The organism is Exiguobacterium sp. s146, from assembly GCF_018618415.1.
GTDB lineage: Bacteria > Bacillota > Bacilli > Exiguobacteriales > Exiguobacteriaceae > Exiguobacterium.
The window spans coordinates 154012-172180 of record NZ_JACSMA010000003.1 but is presented as its reverse complement, the minus strand read 5'-3'; the positions used below and the strand labels follow the sequence as shown (position 1 = coordinate 172180).

At 52.3% G+C, this 18169-nt stretch carries 18 protein-coding genes; 15 read left to right on the top strand and 3 right to left on the bottom strand.

Features of this window, described 5'->3' with window-relative positions; translation table 11 throughout:
* Positions 1 to 38: 38 nt before the first annotated feature.
* The 4 genes from KNP83_RS11385 (at position 39) to KNP83_RS11370 (ending at position 5255) form a co-directional block, all read left to right on the top strand.
* Positions 39 to 779, top strand: coding sequence for an AAA family ATPase (locus tag KNP83_RS11385; protein WP_483297901.1), 741 nt, complete (start codon positions 39 to 41; stop codon positions 777 to 779).
* A 209-nt stretch (positions 780 to 988) separates the two neighbouring features.
* Positions 989 to 1840, top strand: coding sequence for a BglG family transcription antiterminator LicT (licT, locus tag KNP83_RS11380; RefSeq protein WP_214762568.1), 852 nt, complete (start codon positions 989 to 991; stop codon positions 1838 to 1840).
* A gap of 100 nt (positions 1841 to 1940) precedes the next feature.
* Entirely contained in the window at positions 1941 to 3794 is a 1854-nt protein-coding gene (locus KNP83_RS11375) for a beta-glucoside-specific PTS transporter subunit IIABC (protein ID WP_214762567.1), read from the top strand.
* A 9-nt stretch (positions 3795 to 3803) separates the two neighbouring features.
* Positions 3804 to 5255 carry a glycoside hydrolase family 1 protein gene (locus KNP83_RS11370; RefSeq protein ID WP_396129050.1) on the top strand — a complete coding sequence of 484 codons (1452 nt, stop codon included), beginning with the start codon at positions 3804 to 3806 and terminating at the stop codon, positions 5253 to 5255.
* A 121-nt stretch (positions 5256 to 5376) separates the two neighbouring features.
* Here the strand turns inward: KNP83_RS11370 and KNP83_RS11365 are convergent, their stop codons facing one another.
* Positions 5377 to 5811, bottom strand: a complete 435-nt coding sequence (locus tag KNP83_RS11365) for a DUF6188 family protein (protein ID WP_214762565.1) — start codon at positions 5809 to 5811, stop codon at positions 5377 to 5379.
* Between the two features lie 240 nt (positions 5812 to 6051).
* On the opposite strand from KNP83_RS11365, the gene KNP83_RS11360 reads away from it, so the two are divergent.
* Positions 6052 to 7569 (top strand): sensor domain-containing diguanylate cyclase, encoded by a 1518-nt coding sequence (locus KNP83_RS11360; RefSeq protein WP_214762564.1) that lies wholly within the window; start codon positions 6052 to 6054, stop codon positions 7567 to 7569.
* Entirely contained in the window at positions 7566 to 8060 is a 495-nt protein-coding gene (locus KNP83_RS11355) for a hypothetical protein (protein WP_214762563.1), read from the top strand. Before KNP83_RS11360 ends, KNP83_RS11355 begins: the two co-directional genes overlap by 4 nt.
* Before the next feature lie 39 nt (positions 8061 to 8099).
* Here the strand turns inward: KNP83_RS11355 and KNP83_RS11350 are convergent, their stop codons facing one another.
* Complete coding sequence (locus tag KNP83_RS11350; protein WP_214762562.1) at positions 8100 to 8972, bottom strand: ROK family protein; 873 nt, start codon at positions 8970 to 8972, stop codon at positions 8100 to 8102.
* A 16-nt stretch (positions 8973 to 8988) separates the two neighbouring features.
* Positions 8989 to 10773 (bottom strand): type I phosphomannose isomerase catalytic subunit, encoded by a 1785-nt coding sequence (locus tag KNP83_RS11345; protein ID WP_214762561.1) that lies wholly within the window; start codon positions 10771 to 10773, stop codon positions 8989 to 8991.
* Positions 10774 to 10914: 141 nt separating this feature from the next.
* On the opposite strand from KNP83_RS11345, the gene KNP83_RS11340 reads away from it, so the two are divergent.
* The 9 genes from KNP83_RS11340 (at position 10915) to KNP83_RS11300 (ending at position 18166) form a co-directional block, all read left to right on the top strand.
* Entirely contained in the window at positions 10915 to 11211 is a 297-nt protein-coding gene (locus tag KNP83_RS11340; protein ID WP_214762560.1) for a PTS sugar transporter subunit IIB, read from the top strand.
* A gap of 4 nt (positions 11212 to 11215) precedes the next feature.
* Positions 11216 to 11560: a PTS sugar transporter subunit IIA gene (locus KNP83_RS11335; RefSeq protein ID WP_214762559.1), complete on the top strand. Its 345-nt coding sequence runs from the start codon at positions 11216 to 11218 to the stop codon at positions 11558 to 11560.
* Between the two features lie 23 nt (positions 11561 to 11583).
* On the top strand, positions 11584 to 12894 hold the full coding sequence (gene celB, locus KNP83_RS11330) for a PTS cellobiose transporter subunit IIC (protein WP_214762695.1): 1311 nt from the start codon (positions 11584 to 11586) through the stop codon (positions 12892 to 12894).
* 32 nt (positions 12895 to 12926) lie between these two features.
* On the top strand, positions 12927 to 14351 hold the full coding sequence (locus KNP83_RS11325) for a glycoside hydrolase family 1 protein (RefSeq protein ID WP_214762558.1): 1425 nt from the start codon (positions 12927 to 12929) through the stop codon (positions 14349 to 14351).
* 80 nt (positions 14352 to 14431) lie between these two features.
* The gene (locus tag KNP83_RS11320; protein ID WP_214762557.1) at positions 14432 to 15160 is read left to right on the top strand and encodes a GntR family transcriptional regulator; all 729 of its coding nucleotides are present in this window, start codon (positions 14432 to 14434) and stop codon (positions 15158 to 15160) included.
* A 39-nt stretch (positions 15161 to 15199) separates the two neighbouring features.
* Positions 15200 to 15874, top strand: coding sequence for an ABC transporter ATP-binding protein (locus KNP83_RS11315; RefSeq protein ID WP_214762556.1), 675 nt, complete (start codon positions 15200 to 15202; stop codon positions 15872 to 15874).
* On the top strand, positions 15871 to 16878 hold the full coding sequence (locus tag KNP83_RS11310) for an ABC transporter permease (RefSeq protein ID WP_214762555.1): 1008 nt from the start codon (positions 15871 to 15873) through the stop codon (positions 16876 to 16878). The genes KNP83_RS11315 and KNP83_RS11310 overlap by 4 nt, the downstream gene beginning before the upstream one ends.
* Positions 16875 to 17486: a class I SAM-dependent methyltransferase gene (locus KNP83_RS11305; RefSeq protein ID WP_214762554.1), complete on the top strand. Its 612-nt coding sequence runs from the start codon at positions 16875 to 16877 to the stop codon at positions 17484 to 17486. Before KNP83_RS11310 ends, KNP83_RS11305 begins: the two co-directional genes overlap by 4 nt.
* 17 nt (positions 17487 to 17503) lie before the next feature.
* The gene (locus KNP83_RS11300) at positions 17504 to 18166 is read left to right on the top strand and encodes an NAD(P)H-dependent oxidoreductase (protein ID WP_214762553.1); all 663 of its coding nucleotides are present in this window, start codon (positions 17504 to 17506) and stop codon (positions 18164 to 18166) included.
* Positions 18167 to 18169 lie beyond the last annotated feature (3 nt).

Genomic DNA, 18169 nt, shown 5'->3' with positions numbered 1-18169 from the left:
GACGGATAAAAATGAGGAGGGATGACGGATTGAATCGAATCGATATGAATCTGTTTTTACGAGGCGTACGTCTTGAGCGAGGTCGCATCGAGACACCGGGCTATCCATTCGCTTTGCCGATTTTCGATGGGTTTGACGAGCTGACGTTGACGAAGCCGGTCACGTTTCTCGTCGGTGAGAACGGGAGTGGCAAGTCGACGTTGATTGAAGGACTGGCGATCGCCGCCGGATTTAATCCGGAAGGGGGAGCCATGTCGTTCCGTTTTGAGACCGAGTCGACACATAGCCCGTTGTTCGAGGCGCTCCGTCCAATCCGAGGCCCTTATCGGCCGAAAGACGGTTTTTTTCTCCGAGCCGAAACGGCCTATCAGCTATCCAGTTATGTCGATGAGATTGCACGGACGTCTCCCGACCCGGAACGATTTTATGCGTCATACGGCGGACGGTCGCTCCATGAACAGTCGCACGGCGAGGCGTTTTTGTCGCTCATGCTCCATCGCTTCCGTGACGATGGGCTGTACGTGTTAGATGAGCCCGAGGCCGCCTTATCCCCGATGCGTCAGTTGACGATGCTCGCACGGATGCATGAACTCGTCCAATCAGGCAGTCAGTTTATTATCGCGACCCATTCGCCGATCCTCATGTCATATCCTGATGCTGCCATCCTGCAAGTCGAGACAGCACTCCAACCGACGACGTTCGACGAACTCGAGCATGTTCGCGTCATGCGAGACTTTCTCGCGGCGCCGGAGCGGATGCAACGCATTCTGTTCGAGTAAAACGGTCACGGTGTAAGCGTTTTATTTTTGTATTGACGTCAAGATTTCAAGGGAGTATGCTAGTAGCGAGAAGAAGAAAATCCACTTTGGGATTGTTACTGGTCATGCAGGCAAAACCTAAATTGATGCCGATCATCCAATGTTGGGGACCGGTGTGAATTTAGGTTTTTTTCTTTTCACTCGAACTTGAGCGGAGGTGAATTGATTCCATGCACATTTCAAAAGTGTTCAACAACAACGTCGTGGCCATTCAAGCGAACGGTCAAGAGCAAGTCGTGATGGGACGGGGAATCGCGTTTCAAAAGCGTCCGGGCGATGCGATTGATCAAGCGCGGATTGAAAAGGTCTTTACGCTCGAGAGTAAAGAGAGCCACGAACGATTCGTCCATTTTTTGAATGAGATGCCGGCCGCCGAGATGGATACGGTCAAAGAAATCGTCAAACTCGCCGAGACACGGCTCGATAAAGCGGTCCATGACTCGCTTTACGTGACGCTCGCCGACCACATCCATTTCGCGCTCAGTCGGTATCGCGAGGGAATCATGATCCGCAACCCGCTCGTTTGGGAAGTCAAACGGTTTTACGGACCCGAGTTTACCATCGGGAAAGAAGCGGTCGCCCTCATCAACGAACGGCATGACGTCAAGTTGGATGAGGATGAGGCGGTCGCTATCGCGCTCCATCTCGTCAATGCGACGATGTCGGGCGCGAAGGGCGAGAACTTACATCTCGTCACCGAGATGACACGGGCCACACAAGCGATCCTCACCATCATCACGTACCATTTTCAAGTCGACTTGGATGAAGAATCTTACGCCTACGCCCGGTTTTTAACCCATTTGAAGTATTTCGTCCAACGCCTCGCCTCAGGCGAGAAAATCAAGCCGGGTGGCGATGAGACGCTGTTCGAGATGGTGAAGTTGCGCTATCCGGAAGCCTATGACTGTGTCGAGAAAATCGCCGGTCTGATCGCGACGAAATACAATTACGAGGTCTCGACCGATGAACGGCTGTATATGATGATTCATATCGAAAACTTAATGAAGGAACGACGATCCTAAGGATGGTTACTGATCAAGCAGGCCAAACCTAAATGACGACACATTTGTGTGCGTTCATTTAGGTTTTTCTTTTTTACTAAACCCATGAGGAGTGAACAACATGAGCCAAACGAAAGTACTTGCCGCGGACATCATTCGTCACGTCGGCGGGAAAGACAACGTCAAAAGCGTGTTCCATTGTGCGACACGGCTGCGTTTTAAATTGAAAGATGAACAGAAAGCCAACCCGGAAGCGTTAAAAAATCATGACGGCGTCATCACCGTCGTCCAAAGCGGCGGCCAGTTCCAAGTCGTCATCGGCAACAATGTCCCGTACGTCTACAAGGACGTGGTCGAGGCGGGCGGGTTCCAGACGTCATCGAACGACGATACAGAAAAAACAGGCGTCTTCAATCGCTTGATTGACGTGATTGCCGGCATCTTCACCCCGATTCTTGGCCCGATGGCCGGAAGCGGTCTCTTGAAAGGGTTGCTTGCGATTCTCGTCGCCCTCGATCTGCTCACCCAAGACATGGGCACGTACATTGTCTTGAACGCAGCGGCTGACGCGCTCTTCTACTTCTTGCCGGTCATCCTCGGCCATTCGGCAGCTAAAAAGTTCGGCGGTAACCCATATATCGGGATGATTATCGGGGGAGCCCTCGTCTATCCGGCCATCGTCGCGATGCAAGGGGCGGGCGAGTCACTCTCATTCCTTACAGTTCCGGTCGTCTTGATGAGCTACGCGTCATCGGTCATCCCGATCATATTGGCGGCGTACGTGTCATCGAAAGTCGAGACGTTCTTCAACAAACATACACATGAAGCGGTCCGTAACTTCACGACGCCAATGATGGCGCTCCTCATCGTCGTGCCGCTCACGTTCCTCGCCATCGGTCCGGTCGCGACGTACGCGAGTCAAGGTCTCGCCGGCGGTTACTCGTTCTTATATGAACTCAGTCCGATTGCCGCCATCGCTTTCATCGGGGCGTTCTGGCAAGTGCTCGTCATGTTCGGTCTCCATTGGGGGCTCGTGCCGATCATCATCAACAACTTGGCGGTCGTCGGCATGGACACGATTGTCGTCGGGGTACTCATGGCGACATTCGGTCAAGTCGGAGCGACGCTCGCGATCACACTGAAGGCACGTGATCCGAAAACGAAGGGGCTTGGTACTTCGTCGACGATTGCCGGGGTGTTCGGCATCACGGAACCTGCGATTTACGGATTGACGCTCCCGCGTAAAAAACCGTTCGTCTTCGGGATGGTCGGTGGTGCAGCAGGTGGTGTCGTCGGTGGCATGCTCGGTACGGCTGCGTATGCGATGGGTGGTCTCGGTGTGTTCAGCATCCCGGTCATGATTCCGGCGACAGGTCTCGATATGACGTTCTATGGTGCGTTGATTGGGATGGCAGTTGCAGCGCTCGTCTCGTTCGGACTCACGTTCGCGTTCCACAAAGAAGCGGTGCCGACAGAAACATCGCCGCGTGTCGAACCAGCTCCAGTATTGACCGATCATATCGGTACACCGGTCTCCTCACCGGTCAAAGGGGAAGTCGTCGCACTTGAGACGGTTCGCGATGAAGTGTTCTCGAGTGGCGCGATGGGGAAAGGGATTGCCATCATGCCGACGGAAGGTGTCGTCTATGCACCGTTCGACGGAGAAGTCGTCACGATTTATCAATCGAAGCATGCCATCGGCCTTCGGTCGCATAGCGGCGTCGAGGTGTTGATTCACGTCGGGCTCGACACAGTTCAGCTCGGGGGCAAACATTTCGAATCGTTCGTCACGGACGGACAACAAGTGAACGAAGGTGACGTGTTAGTGAAGTTTGATTTAGAAGCCATCGCCAAGGCCGGTTACGACACGATCACCCCGGTCATTGTCACGAATACAGGAAATTATTTAGATGTCTTGCCGACCCATGTCGGTGTTGTCGAACCAAATCATGACGTCTTGCGCGTCTTAGCCTAAGAGGAGGAAATGAGTATGAAACAAGTAGCGAAGAACTTTTTATGGGGCGGTGCCACAGCGGCGAACCAATTTGAAGGCGGCTATCAAGAAGGCGGCAAGGGACTGTCGATCGCGGACGTGATGCCGGGCGGTAAGGACCGAATGAAAATCATCCATGATCCGACGTTTGATTTTGAGTTGCATGACGAATATACGTACCCGAACCATGAAGGCATCGACTTCTATCATCACTACAAGGAAGATATCGCCCTGTTCAAAGAGATGGGCTTCAAGACGTTCCGCATGTCGATCGCTTGGTCGCGCATCTTCCCGAACGGGGATGAGCTCGAGCCGAACGAGGAAGGCCTAAAGTTCTACGACCGCGTCATCGATGAGCTCGTCGCCCAAGGGATCGAGCCGCTCGTTACCATCTCGCACTATGAGTTGCCGCTTCACTTGGCGACCGAGTACGGTGGCTGGCGTGACCGCCGTCTCGTGACATTCTTTGAACGATACAGTCGTGTCCTGTTCGAACGTTACCAAGGCAAGGTCAAATATTGGCTCACGTTCAACGAAATCAACGGTGCCCAGTTTATGCCGATGCTCAGTCTCGGCATGGCCATCCGTGAAGGGGACGACCAGTTGCAGTTGACGTACCAAGGGTTGCACCATCAACTCGTGGCCAGCGCTCTCGCGACCAAAGCGGCGCGCGAAATCGATCCGTCGATGCAAATCGGCTGCATGCTCATCGCGGCACCGGTCTACCCGTACAGCTCGAATCCGGAAGACATCTGGTACGCGCATGACGCCGAGCGCATGATGAACTTCTTCTGTGGCGACGTTCACGTCCGCGGTGAATATCCGTCGTTCGCGAAACGATTCTTCCGTGAGAACGGCATCGAACTCGTGATAGAAGACGGAGATCTCGAGACGCTGAAAGCGCACACGGTCGACTTCTTCTCGCTCAGCTACTACATGTCGCGGACCGAGAAAGCAGAGAAGACAGAGGACGAGGCAGCCGGGAACATCATGAGCGGGGTGAAAAACCCTTATTTGAAAGCGAGCGACTGGGGTTGGGAAATCGATCCGATGGGACTTCGCGTCATTTTGAACAAACTGTACGAGCGCTATGAACTACCGCTCTTCATCGTCGAGAACGGTCTCGGGGCTTATGACCAGGTCGAAGCAGACGGTTCGGTCCACGACGATTATCGCGTCGAGTACTTGCGCGACCATTTGAAAGCGATGGTAGAGGCGATTGAGGACGGTGTCGACGTCATCGGCTATACGAGCTGGGGCTGTATCGACCTCGTCAGCGCATCGACTGGGGAGTACAGCAAGCGCTACGGCTTCATTTACGTCGATAAGCACGATGATGGGTCAGGGACGCTCGAGCGTTCACGCAAAGATTCGTTCTTCTGGTATCAAGACGTCATCCAGACGAACGGTGCCAGCTTGTTCGAAGACGAGACGGTAAAATAAGAAAAAGAGCGGCCGCGGCCGCTCTTTTTCTATGACTTCGTTACTTTGCGCAAAGCGATAATGGCGAGGCTGACGCCACCGGCAATCAACATATACGTGAGAATCTCCGCCCAGGCTGCCATCAGACGTCCTCTTCCGCGAAGACGGCCAAGTCTCCTTGAGGCATGGCGACGAGTAAAAAGTGCTCGCCTCCGAGCGGGCGGGCGTCCCCGGCCTGCCAACTCTCATATTGCTCATGATAGCCGTTCACGAACAGGACCGATCCGGATTCAAATGTTAATTCAAGGTTGGGGTTGTCTTCCGTTAAACGGATGGAGCGGACGCGTTCACGTCGCAGTCCGACAAGGTGATGGAGTTGTTCATCTTCGTTGAACGACGGACCCGATGCATGGACGTACCAGGGTCCTTCAATCGAAAGCCATGACTCGTTGCCGTCTCGTTTAAAGTAGAGTAGGTGATGGTTTGGGCCGGAACCGAAATCGATGCCGACGAAGGAAGACGCGTTAAATAAATGTTGTAAAATCCGTGTAGCTTCTTGATGTTCGGTACGGGTCACGCTTCCACCTCGCTTAAATGGGTTAGTTACTTCCATCATTCCACGTTACTCTACTAAAGTAAACGAAAGGATTATGTGAAATCACTCATACGCGAGGTAGAGTAAAGACGTTCGACATCTTATGGAAAATACTTCAAGGAACTTAAAAGTTTGGTCAGTGATTGGGCGAATTCGGTCTCGCCTTCGAGGATTCGATTTATAATCAACTGTATAGATGACTTGATGAAACGAGGGGTAACCATGGTTTATGGCTTATTGATTGGCGGCATCGTCCTAATCACCATCATCCTCAACATCCTCCGGTTGATGACGACCCCCGCCCTGAATCGCTGGCTACTGGCCGGGACGAGCAGTCTCGTCGTGATGTGGCACGGGGTGTTGTTCGACTTTTATGATCTCCATTGGTCCGTCCTGTTATTGATTATGACGGGACTCGTCTGCTTTCATTGGAAAGGCATGATTACGGCCATTTTGGTCGGTTGGCTCTTGGTATACAGTCAGTCGGGGACGTTATCGTTCCCGCTATTACTCAGTTATATCTTTTTCGGGCTAGGCGCGGCGTTGCTCTTCGGCTACGTCAAACAGTTGAAGCGTGAACGGTCGGCACGGCTCCGGATGCTGACAGCGAGCTCTCGTCAATTGAACGTGTTTCGGGAAGTCAGCTTTACGATGCAGGACACGCTCGATCCGGATCGGTTGTTGCAAACGATTTTGACGTCGGTGACGGCGGGGCATGGGCTCGGCTTTAACCGGTCGATTATCTTTTTTGCGGATTTGGAAAAAGATAGCATTTACGGCGTCATGGGAACGGGACCGATGAATCCGGAAGATGGGTTTCAAATTTGGGAAGAAATCACGCGACAGCATTATGACCTGCAAGGGCTGATTGATGAGAAGGAGACGGACTCGACACACGATGAACAGTTGAACGAACGGATTCGGAAGATGACGATTCCGTTTCATGGCAACCATCTGTTCAAACAGACGCTCGATTCGGGACGACCGCTCCACGTTTATGCGAGCATCACCGACGACCCGGTGTTGCAGATGCTACATACTGATTTACAAATGGATGAGTGCACGATTTTCCCGCTTCACCATCAAGGAATCCCTTACGGACTCCTTGTCATCGATAACGTCGTCAATAAAAAGCCGATCACCCCTCAAAAGATTGACAGTGTCCGCCCGATTGCGGAGCAAGCCTCGCTCGCGCTCCATCAAACGATGCTGTATCAACGCATCGAGACGTTGGCGCTTCGTGACGGTTTGACCCGTCTTAAAAACCACCGCTCGTTCGAGCAAGACTTGGATGTCTTGTTCCGGGAGTGCGAGACGGACGAGCTGTCACTGATTGTCATGGATATCGACCATTTCAAACATTTCAACGACACGAACGGGCACTTGGCCGGAAACGAGCTGTTGACGCGTCTCGCGAGCGTCATCCGACGAAGCGTTCCCGATGAACAGATGGCGTATCGATTCGGGGGCGAAGAGTTTGTCGTGCTATTGCCGCAGTATGACGAGGTCGAGGCGGCACAGGTGGCGGAGACGATCCGGACCGCCGTGCTTAAGACGAACTTTTTGAACGGAGATCGGCAGCCGGGTGGGCAGTTGACGCTTAGCTTCGGCGTCGCTTCAAAGCATACCCTGCATGAACAGTCGCTTGAACAGTTGATTGAATGCGCCGATCAAGCGCTCTACATAGCCAAATCGAAAGGGAAAAACCAAGTCTGTCGTTGGGAAGGGGTGTCGCTATGACTGAATTCAGTGTCATGATGATGACCGTCGCCTTTATCGGGTCCATTTTATTGACGAGTCAGCCGTGTTATCGATTCGTGACAGGCAACCTGGCAAAACGCCACGCCGCGACGCTCGGTGTCTCATTGAAAGATGTCTCGTTCTCGTTCGATCAAATGGTGTATTTCATCGCGTTGCCGACGACGATTCCGGAAGTTCGGGATGCGGTGCAAGACGAACTGATCGTCGAACCGTATTATGAATCTTATTTCTTTCCTGAAGTGAACGGGGTGCAAGTCTCCGTGAAATCGGGATCGATCGTGATTCCGATTGCCTATTTGCCGATTGACGACTTCAGCCTTCCTGTGTTGGATCGACATTTGGAGGCCGGCAAGATTAATGTGCGCGTCAACCGGACGATTCGGGAGCATATGATTGTCCATGACCGTACGCTCGCAGCGATTCGGGACGAGGTGTATCATCACCTCCATGAAGACCGCCTCGCAAATTAAAAGGGTTTCCACCACAGACACGTGGTGGAAACCCTTTTTTTACTGCGCTAACATGTGAAACCGTGCGGCGCCAATCAAGTTGGCCTCGTTGAAGTGGGCACACGTTTCGAGATCGATGTGGAACGTTCCGAACGCGTCACAGAGCGCATCCAAGTGTCGCTTGATACTGTCTCGGACTTCAGGACGGCGACTGATACCGCCACCGATTAAAATCAGCTCCGGGTCGAGTCCGAATTGGAGATTATATATGCCGATCGCGTTCCAGCGATAGAAGCGTTCTAATTCTGTTTGGATGACCGGATCGGTTTGAAGTGCGAACACATCTTTTCCAGTGAGCGGACGACCGAGCTGTTCGCTGCACCGTTTGACGAGAATGGCCGTCGAACCGATGGCGCTCCATGTTCCATCGGGATGTGGCAAGTTCGGGTCCAAAATCCAGTACCCGTACTCACCGCCGTGGAAATGCGACCCGACCATGAGGACGTTCGAGTCGATGAACGCACCGCCGATGCCGGTTCCGATGACTACGGTCGCGTAGCGTTTCACGGATGCGGCCGCACCGTTCCATCCTTCTGCGAGTGCTGCCGCATTGGCATCGTTCAAGACGGTGACCGGTAAGTCATAACGGTCTTCGAACGCTTGTAAAAACGGACGATTATGGATATACGGCAATGCGCTGATGCCGTGAATCACACCGGTCGTCGAGTCGACGGAGCCAGGTGCGCTGAAGGCGATACCGTCGAGTGGGGCCTCGGCGGTAGCTTCGTTAAAAATTGCATCGACTTGATCAAGCAAGTCGTCCCACGTCGTTGGGGTTGGGACGTGTTTGTTCGACAAGAGGTTGCCGTCGGCTTGGACGACTCCGTATTTGATACTGGTTCCACCAATATCGATGGCTAAATAATGTTGCATGTTTTCTTTCCGCTCCTTATGCCAAGAACGCGGCCCCGATGACGCCAGCGTCGCCATACAGTTGTTGCAGGACGAGGGGGGTCGCGCCTCTCAAATGAGGGTATACGCGCATCGCGACCGCGTCTTGTAACTGATTCCAGTATAACGGAGCCGAAGCCGTCACGCCTCCCCCAAGAACGATGACGTCCGGATCGACCGTATGAATGATATTGGCGAGCCCCGTTGCCAAGTCGTCGACGAACGTATTGCGTTCTGTCTCATCGCTTAAGAGTGTCATCGAGTCGGTCATTCCTTTATGCTGGGCCCGCTTCTGCAGTGCCGTCCCACTCGCATGTGTCTCGAGTGCCCCGACATTCAGTGTCGGGTGAGTCGGTCCGTCCTTTCGAATAATCATATTGCCGACTTCTCCGGCGCTGCCGTGAGCCCCGCTAATCAAGTTTTGCTTATGCACAAACCCGCCCCCGATGCCTGTGCTGACTGTGACGTAAAAGACGGAATCGACGTGGCGACCGGCTCCGAATTTTGCTTCGGCGAGTGCTGCTGCATTGGCGTCATTCTCTAACGTGACCGGTAGACGGAGGAGTGTGCGCAACGGCTCCACGATGGCTTGATGATGCCAGTTCGGGAGATTCGGTGGCGTCAGGAACGCGCCTCGTTTTAGGTCGAGTGGGCCAGGGGCCACGATGCCGACATGTGTGAGGTCATATTCGAGTCCGAACCGTTCGACGGCCAGGGCGATTTGGTTCAACAAGGTAGCGAGCTCTAGATCAGGTTGCGTCTTCAATTTATATTGCTTTTCAACCCGTCCGTCTGTCGATACGACCGCGATGCGCGTGTTCGTGCCGCCCAAATCGATGCCAATACGGGCTTTTTGTTTTGTTGGAGAGGAGACGCCGGTGACGAGACAAACGGCCGTTCCGCTCAAATGAAATGACTGGTTTGCCGGTAGCAATAACGTGGCACCCATACCGAAGGACGACCCGTCAATCTCAAGTATCCCTTCGATGACCGAGAGTAGACGGAACGTGTCCGTCGAGACAGATTCTTCGCGTTCGATTTTCCATTTTTCAACGAAGAAGTATGGGTTACGTGTCAACCGTGTCCGGAAATGGTCCAGTTGCAGGACCGGTTCCGAATAATCGAGATGAGGTGCGAATGCGGCGCTTGTCCCTTGGTTGACGTGAAGGTCACGCATCTCACCGGTTGAGGGTTCGGTACGGCCATAGTCATAAAGCCGGTACGTCGTATCCGAACTTTGTTGGATTTCAAGAACGGATACGTCTTTCGTCAAAGCGTGGACCGTCCCAGCCGGCACGTATAAAAAATCACCTCGACTGACAGGTCTTCGAATCAAGCCAGTCATCACATCACCGGATTCAAGCGTTTGTTGTAACGCTTCCTTCGATTCGAATGTATGCCCGTAGATAATTTCCCCATCTTCCGGTGCCTCGAGGATGTACCAACATTCATTCTTTCCATAGGGTTGCTGCTCGAGCGAATGTGCCAACTCGTCATCAGGATGGACTTGAATCGATAAATCATCGTTTGGATCAATCCACTTGATTAACAAAGGAAACACCGAGGCATCGATACCGAATAGTTCACGATGCGTGTCGTACAGTTCACCTAATGGCGTCCCTGCATAAGGTCCGGCAGACACGACGGAACTGCCTTGTGGCAACGCCGAAGCGGTCCATGCCTCACCAATCGACACATCATTAAACCTAAAACCAAAACGCTTCAAGCGGTCGCCTCCCCACAGGCGATATTGATAATGCGGCTGTAACGGGATAATCTTCATCGTCAATTCCCTCACTCTCATTTATTATCATATACACTTTCAAATTTAAAAACTAAACAAACTTTAAATCAAGTATAGACATGAAATTAATCATGTGTATAATAAAAGTTGTAAACGATTTCAAAAAAGGAGTGTTTGAACATGAAGAAGGTATTACTTGCTTGTAGTTCAGGTATGTCGACGAGTCTGCTCGTTACGAAAATGCAACAGCACGCGGCGTCAATCGGGGACGAAGCGAAAATTTGGGCAGTCGGTCAAGACCAGGTCGTAAAAGAGATGGAAGAAGCGGATGTCATCCTCATCGGACCGCAAATGCGCTTTTTGCTCGATAAATTGAAAGCGCAAACATCGAAGCCGGTCGAAGTCATCGATATGATGGCCTACGGAACGGCGAATGGAAAAGCGGCGTATGAGCAAGCAATCAAATTGATGGGGTGAAGTCATGGAAGGAACAGAAGAGTTAACGTTGGAACAGATGGCGTTCATGATGATTCTGCATAGCGGAAACGCACGGAGCACGGTTCAAGAAGCGATTCAAACGTATAAGACCGGTTCATATGAAGCGTTCGAAGCGAAACTGGCGACCGCACGTGAACAGTTGAAAGAAGCGCATCAGACGCACTTCGGTCAAATTCAAAAAGAGGCGAACGGGGAGAAGACGGACATGTCACTATTGCTCCTCCACGCCGAAGACCATCTCATGTCGACCCAGACGATGTTAGATTTGACGGCTGGCCTGATCGAGATGATGGAGCAAAAGATTGTAAATCCTAATCAAGAAGGGTGAATCCTATGTCACAGGACAACAAAATGTTCTTATTGATCAGCAAGTTGCTCATGCCGATGGCGACTTACTTGAACAACAGTCGGTATTTGCAAGTCTTACGGGATGCGTTCATGCTCGCGTTCCCGATCACGATGTTCGGTTCAATCGTCGTCGTCATTGCCAACTTGCCGTTCTTAGACAAGTTCATGTCGGAAGGGACGTTGAACGCGTTCAAATCGTCACTCGGTAACGCCCCGTCGGCCACGATGGGAATCATGTCAATCTTCGTCGTTTTCGGTATTGGCTATTATCTTTCGAAAAGTTACAACGTCGAAGCCGTCTTCGGTGGGGCGATTTCTCTCGTATCGTTCCTCTTGTTGACACCGTTCCTCATCGAAGTCGAAGGAATGACCGAAGCGGTCGGTAACGTCCTCCCGCTCGATCGTCTCGGCGCCAAAGGGATGTTCCTCGCCATGATCACCGGTTTCCTCTCAGGTGAGATTTATCGATTCGTCGTTCAAAAGAACTGGACGATCAAAATGCCAGACGGCGTACCGCCAGCGGTGGCGAAGTCGTTCTCGGCGCTTGTGCCTGCCTTGTTGACACTCACGGTCTTCTTGCTCCTCAACATCGGTGTGACGAGCTTGTTCAATACGAACCTACATGATGTTATCTTCAACGTCGTGCAACAGCCGCTCGTTAAATTGGGTAACGGTCTCGTGCCAACGTTGATTGCCATCTTCTTCGTCCAATTGTTCTGGTTCTTCGGGCTGCATGGACAAGTCATCGTCAACTCGGTCATGGATCCGATTTGGAATACGTTGTCACTTGAAAACTTGAACGCGTACACGGCGACCGGAGAAGTACCGAACATCATCAGTAAACAGTTCGTCGAAATCTATACGGTCGGTCTTGGTGGCTCGGGCTCGACGCTTGCCGTCATCGTAGCGATCTTATTGTTCTTGAAATCGAAGCAGTTGAAACAAATCGGGAAACTGTCACTCGGACCAGGGATCTTTAACGTCAACGAACCGGTCATTTTCGGTCTGCCGATCGTCATGAACCCGCTCATCATGATTCCGTGGATTGTCGCACCGCTCATCACGGTGACAGTCACTTACTTTGCGATGTCGACAGGGCTCGTTCCGCCACCGACAGGGGTCGCAGTACCTTGGACCGTCCCGATGTTCATCAGCGGAATGATGGCGACGAACTCGCTCGCCGGCGGATTGCTCCAACTCGTCAACTTCTTAATCATCTTGGCGGTGTGGTTCCCGTTCCTTAAATTTATTGACCGTTTGAACGTGAAGAAAGAACAGGAAGAAGCCGCTAACCCAAAAGACGAAGCGGTGTGAATGAGAAATAGAGAATAAGGGAGAGAGCGTTTATGACGAACTCAACAGAAACGAAAACATCAGCAGCAGAGACGTATCAATTCCCGACCGATTTTTGGTGGGGGACAGCCTCCTCGGCGACGCAAATGGAAGGTGCGGCGTTTGAGGGTGGGAAAGGCTTAAATATTTGGGATTATTGGTATATGCAACAACCGAACCGATTCTTCAATGGCGTCAGCGCGACCGAGGCGTCTAACTTCTATCATTTGTACGAGCAAGACATCGCACTCATGAAGGAGCTCGGCCATAACACGTTCCGTTTCTCGATTTCGTGGTCGCGCTTGTATCCGGAAGGTGTCGGTGAGGTGAATGAAGAGGCGATCACGTTCTATAACAACGTGATCAATTGTCTCATCGACCACGGCATCGAGCCGTTCATCAACTTATATCACTTCGACATGCCGATGGCGCTTCAAAATCGCGGAGGCTGGGAGTCCCGTGACGTCGTCGACGCCTACGTCCGGTTCGCCAAGACGTGTTTCGAGCTTTTCGGTGACCGTGTGACAACGTGGTTCACTCATAATGAACCAATCGTGCCGGTCGAAGGGGGCTACCTATACGACTTCCACTATCCGAACGTCGTCGATTTCAAGCGTGCCGTTCAAGTCGCGTATCATTCAATCTTATCGAGCGCGCTCGCGATTCAAGCGTACCGGGCGCAAGGACAGACCGGTCAAATCGGCATCATCTTGAATTTGACGCCGTCGTATCCGCGTAGCCAACATCCGGCTGATGTACAGGCGTCACGCTTGGCTGACGCCATCTTCAACCGCTCGTTCTTGGATCCGTCCGTGCTCGGGACGTTCCCCGAAGAACTCATCGACGTGTTGCGTGAACAAGACGCGATGCCGAAGATGCAGCCGGGCGACTTGGAATTCATTCGGGCGAATACGATTGACCTTCTCGGGATCAATTACTATCAACCACGTCGGGTCAAGGCCAAAGCGTCACTACCGAACCCTGAGGCACCGTTTTTACCGGAGAACCTGTTCGATTTCTATGAGATGCCAGGTCGCAAGATGAATCCATACCGGGGTTGGGAGATTTATGAGAAAGGTGTTTACGACATCTTGATCAATTTGAAAGACAACTACGGCAACATCCCTTGCTTTATTTCTGAGAACGGGATGGGCGTCGAAGGAGAGGAGCGTTACCGTGACGCCGACGGTAGCGTCCAGGACGACTACCGAATCGATTTCATCCGGGAGCATTTGAAATGGACGCATCGGGCGCTCGAAGAAGGCGCGAACGTGAAAGGGTATCACTTATGGACGTTCATGGACAACTGGTCATGGAGCAACGCCTATAAGAATCGTTACGGATTCGTCGGTGTCGATTTGGCGACACAAGAACGGACCATCAAAAAATCGGGTTACTGGTTCAAACAAGTGATTGCCGATCATGGATTTACAGAATAATAGGAAAAGCTGACAAGGACCTACTCTTTGTCAGCTTTTTTTGATATATTATTCATATATGTCTATACATGAGGTGGAGTATGTCTACAAAGAAAAAACCAAAATATGAATCGATTGCCGATGAGATTCGCCATCGCATCCATGAACAAGCTTATGAACTCGAAACTCCGCTCCCAGATGAGATTCAATTGGCAGAAGAGTTTGGCGTCAGCCGGATGACGATGAAACGTGCCCTCGAGATTCTTGTGATGGAAGGTCTGATTTATCGGAAGCGTGGCAAAGGGACGTTCATCTTGCCGGCCAGTTTTCAAAAAGAACGAATCAACATCATCAGTAAAGAGACGAGAGGATTGACGCAAGTCATCGGCGACCGCAGTTTGCGCAGCGAGGTGCTCGACTTTGAAGTCAAGTTCCCGACCCAGGAAGTCGCTGATCACTTGATGATCGAGTTGACGGAACCGGTGTATGAGATTCGTCGTGTCCGCTACGTGGACGAAGAGCCATACGTCATCGAATTGACGTACATGGTCGCCAATCTGATTACAGGACTGTCTCGTAAGATTTTAGAGAAGTCGGTCTATAGCTACATCCAAGAAGAACTTGGCTACACGATCACGAGTTCGCATAAGATGATTCGAGCCGACAAACCTGACGAGTACGACCAACGCTACTTGAAGAATGACCTTACTGACCCGATCATTGAAGTCGAACAGGTCGTTTACTTGAGTAACGGGAAGCCGTTTGAATACTCATTCGCCCGGCACCGGTATGACAAGTTCGTGTTCTCTTCGGTCAATATCGTTCGATGACGTCGCCTGCAAAGGCGACTTTTTGCGAAGGAGGTTCGTATGGACGTTCATATTGAACAAGCCGGGTATGAAAAAAATCAGACAGTTATCGAGGCCATCCAGTTTGAGGTCCGCCCTGGCGAAATCGTCGGGATGATTGGATCGAACGGCGCCGGAAAGAGCACGACGCTCGCTTGCCTCACCGGAACGATTCCATGGATGCGTGGGACGGTGCAAATCGACCGCTACGCCTACATCCCCGAGCAACCGGTGTACTATGACTATTTGACGCTCGACGAACATATCGCCCTCGTCTTGGAATTGACGAGTGTCCACGACCGCGAGCGGACAGACGAACTACTGCGGCTGTTTCGGCTCGATACGGTCCGGCACGACTATATCGCCTCGTTCTCGAAAGGGATGAAGCAAAAGGCGATGATTCTGTTGGCGCTCATTCAAGAGGCGAAGTTTCTTCTCGTCGATGAGCCGTTCGTCGGACTCGACGCGACGACGACGATTCAGCTGCTTCGTTTACTTGAGGCGGAACGCCGTCAAGGCACCGGGGTGCTCTTGGTCACCCATGTCCTCGACACGGCAGAGCGGTTATGTGATCGCTTCGTCTGGATCGATGATGGGCACATGCTCGCGAGTGGGACGAAAGAAGAGTTACGGGACTGTCTTCGAACCGAGGGCGAGTCGTTGTTTGACATGATGGAAGATGTGGTCATGCGATGAATGAACATCAGCTGTTTGCTAGACGGGTCCGCATCCATATGACCAAACAGTGGAAGACGTGGCGTCTCATCTTGGATTGGACGGTAGTGTTGTACGGCGTCATTCCGTTCGTCATCTTTCTCGGGTATCAATACCGATTGTTGTGGCAAGGTGAACTGGGATGGGTGCGCCAAGTCCCGATGTTCGTGTGGGCGCTTGGAATAGGAATCGTCCTGCTCAGAAATCAGTTTTTCGTCTGGGTCGAACGAGCGGACGTGACGCTGCTGGCCAAACGCTCTTTAATTCACAGATTGAAGCGCCATTCTTTGCTCTATCATGCCCTCAAACTCGGTGCAATGTCCCTCTTCGTCCTATGGGCGTTCATGCCCGTGCTTTGGCTTGATGGTTGGTCCGTTTCCTCAATCCTTGCATTCGGTATGGCTCTGCTGTTTGTGACGGCGCTTCATACGTGGACTCGCTATCAGTTGACGATTCGATGCAGCCATTGGATGTTGCGAGCCACGGTCACGTGTGTGACGCTGCTTTGTCTGTACGCGCTCCTCATCGACTCGCCGTTATGGGCAGTCATCCTCGGTAGCGGTCTCATGGCGGTTGCGATGTATGTGGGAGAGGGGTGGCTGACGCGTCATCCGTACCTTAGCCAAGAACTTGAACGAAGTGAGGCGCTGCGTACCGCCTTCGACCGGGCCTTATTATCCACGTCGGGCGCGATCGAGAAACCAAGTCGGCGCAAACGTCCGCTCTATCGACCGCGACCGAATCGGTTCGGGTCTGTCCGACGCACGTCGGCCATTCTACTCTATATACGGACGCCGCGGCATCGGAACTTATGGTTGCGTCTCATCCCGCTTGCTGTCACCGGGATGCTCCTCGTGCCCAGTTGGTTCAAGGTGCTCATCCCGCTCTATGTCGGCTATGTGATGTGGCAAGAACGACAGGCGTTCAAACAAGAGATGGAGCGTCATCCATTTTTCCGCGCCATCCAAGAAAGGACAGATTTATGACTGAACAAGACTATGAACGATTGCTTCAAATCGAGACGGCGAAACCGCAACAAGGGTTCCCGGCCTCTGCTGAATACCATCGCTATGAACCGACCCCGTATGAGGCACTCGACTTGTTGCGCGACGCGTACCCGCTCGCCGCAACGGACACGGTCGTCGATTTCGGTTCGGGCAAAGGACGGCTGCCGTTTTATCTTGCCTATACGTTCCGGGTCCGGGCCATCGGTGTCGAGATGGACGGCGGTTTCCATGAGGCGGCGCTTGCGAATTGGATGAATTACGCGAAGAAACACCGGACGCGTGGCAGTGTCCAGCTCGTCCGTGGCTATGCCGAACAGTTTGAGGTACCCGTAGAGGCGAACCGATTCTACTTCTTCAACCCGTTCTCGGTGAACGTGTTCCGGCAGGTCGTCGCAAACATCATCGAATCGGTCGAGCGCACACCGCGCCCGGTCGACCTCATCCTCTATTATCCGGCAGATGAGTACTTACATTTTTTGAACGACGAGACGCCGTTCCGCTACGTGCAGGATGTCCGATTGCCCTTGAAGAATCTTCATGAGCGCTTTCTCATTTATCGTTTTGATATGATGGAGTCATCTTGGTAAATGGGGAGTGGAGAATCGTGAAAAAAGAAGAAATTTTAGACGCGTATCGTTGGCGTCAAGCGACGAAAGAGTTCGACGCGGACCGGAAAATCGATGAGGAAGACTTTGAATTCATCTTGGAGACGGGTCGTCTGTCACCGAGTTCATTCGGTTTTGAACCGTGGCAGTTCGTCGTCGTTCGTCGCGAAGATTTGCTCCAAAAGATTAAAGACCATGCTTGGGGTGCACAGGGACAGGCGTTGACGGCAAGTCATTTCGTGTTGATTTTGGCGCGGACGCCTGAAGCGATGCGTTATGATTCGGACTATATCCGTCACGTCGTCATGGACGTCCAAGGGCGGACGGAAGACGAATACGCACTCCGGGTGAAGCGTGTCCGTGAGTTCCAAGAACAAGATTATCGATTGTTGGACGACGAGCGCGTGTTCCAAGAGTGGATCAAACGTCAGACGTACATCCCGCTCGGCAACATGATGACGGCTGCTGCCCAAATCGGTGTCGACTCATGCCCGATTGAAGGGTTCAATCAGGCGGACATCGACGAATTGTTGATTTCAGAAGGCGTCATGGAACGAGGCGCCTGGTCGCTCTCGGTCATGGTCGCGTTCGGACATCGGGCTCGTGACTTTGCGCCGAAGACTCGCCGCGACTTCAACGAGGTCGTCAAATACATCGGATGAAAA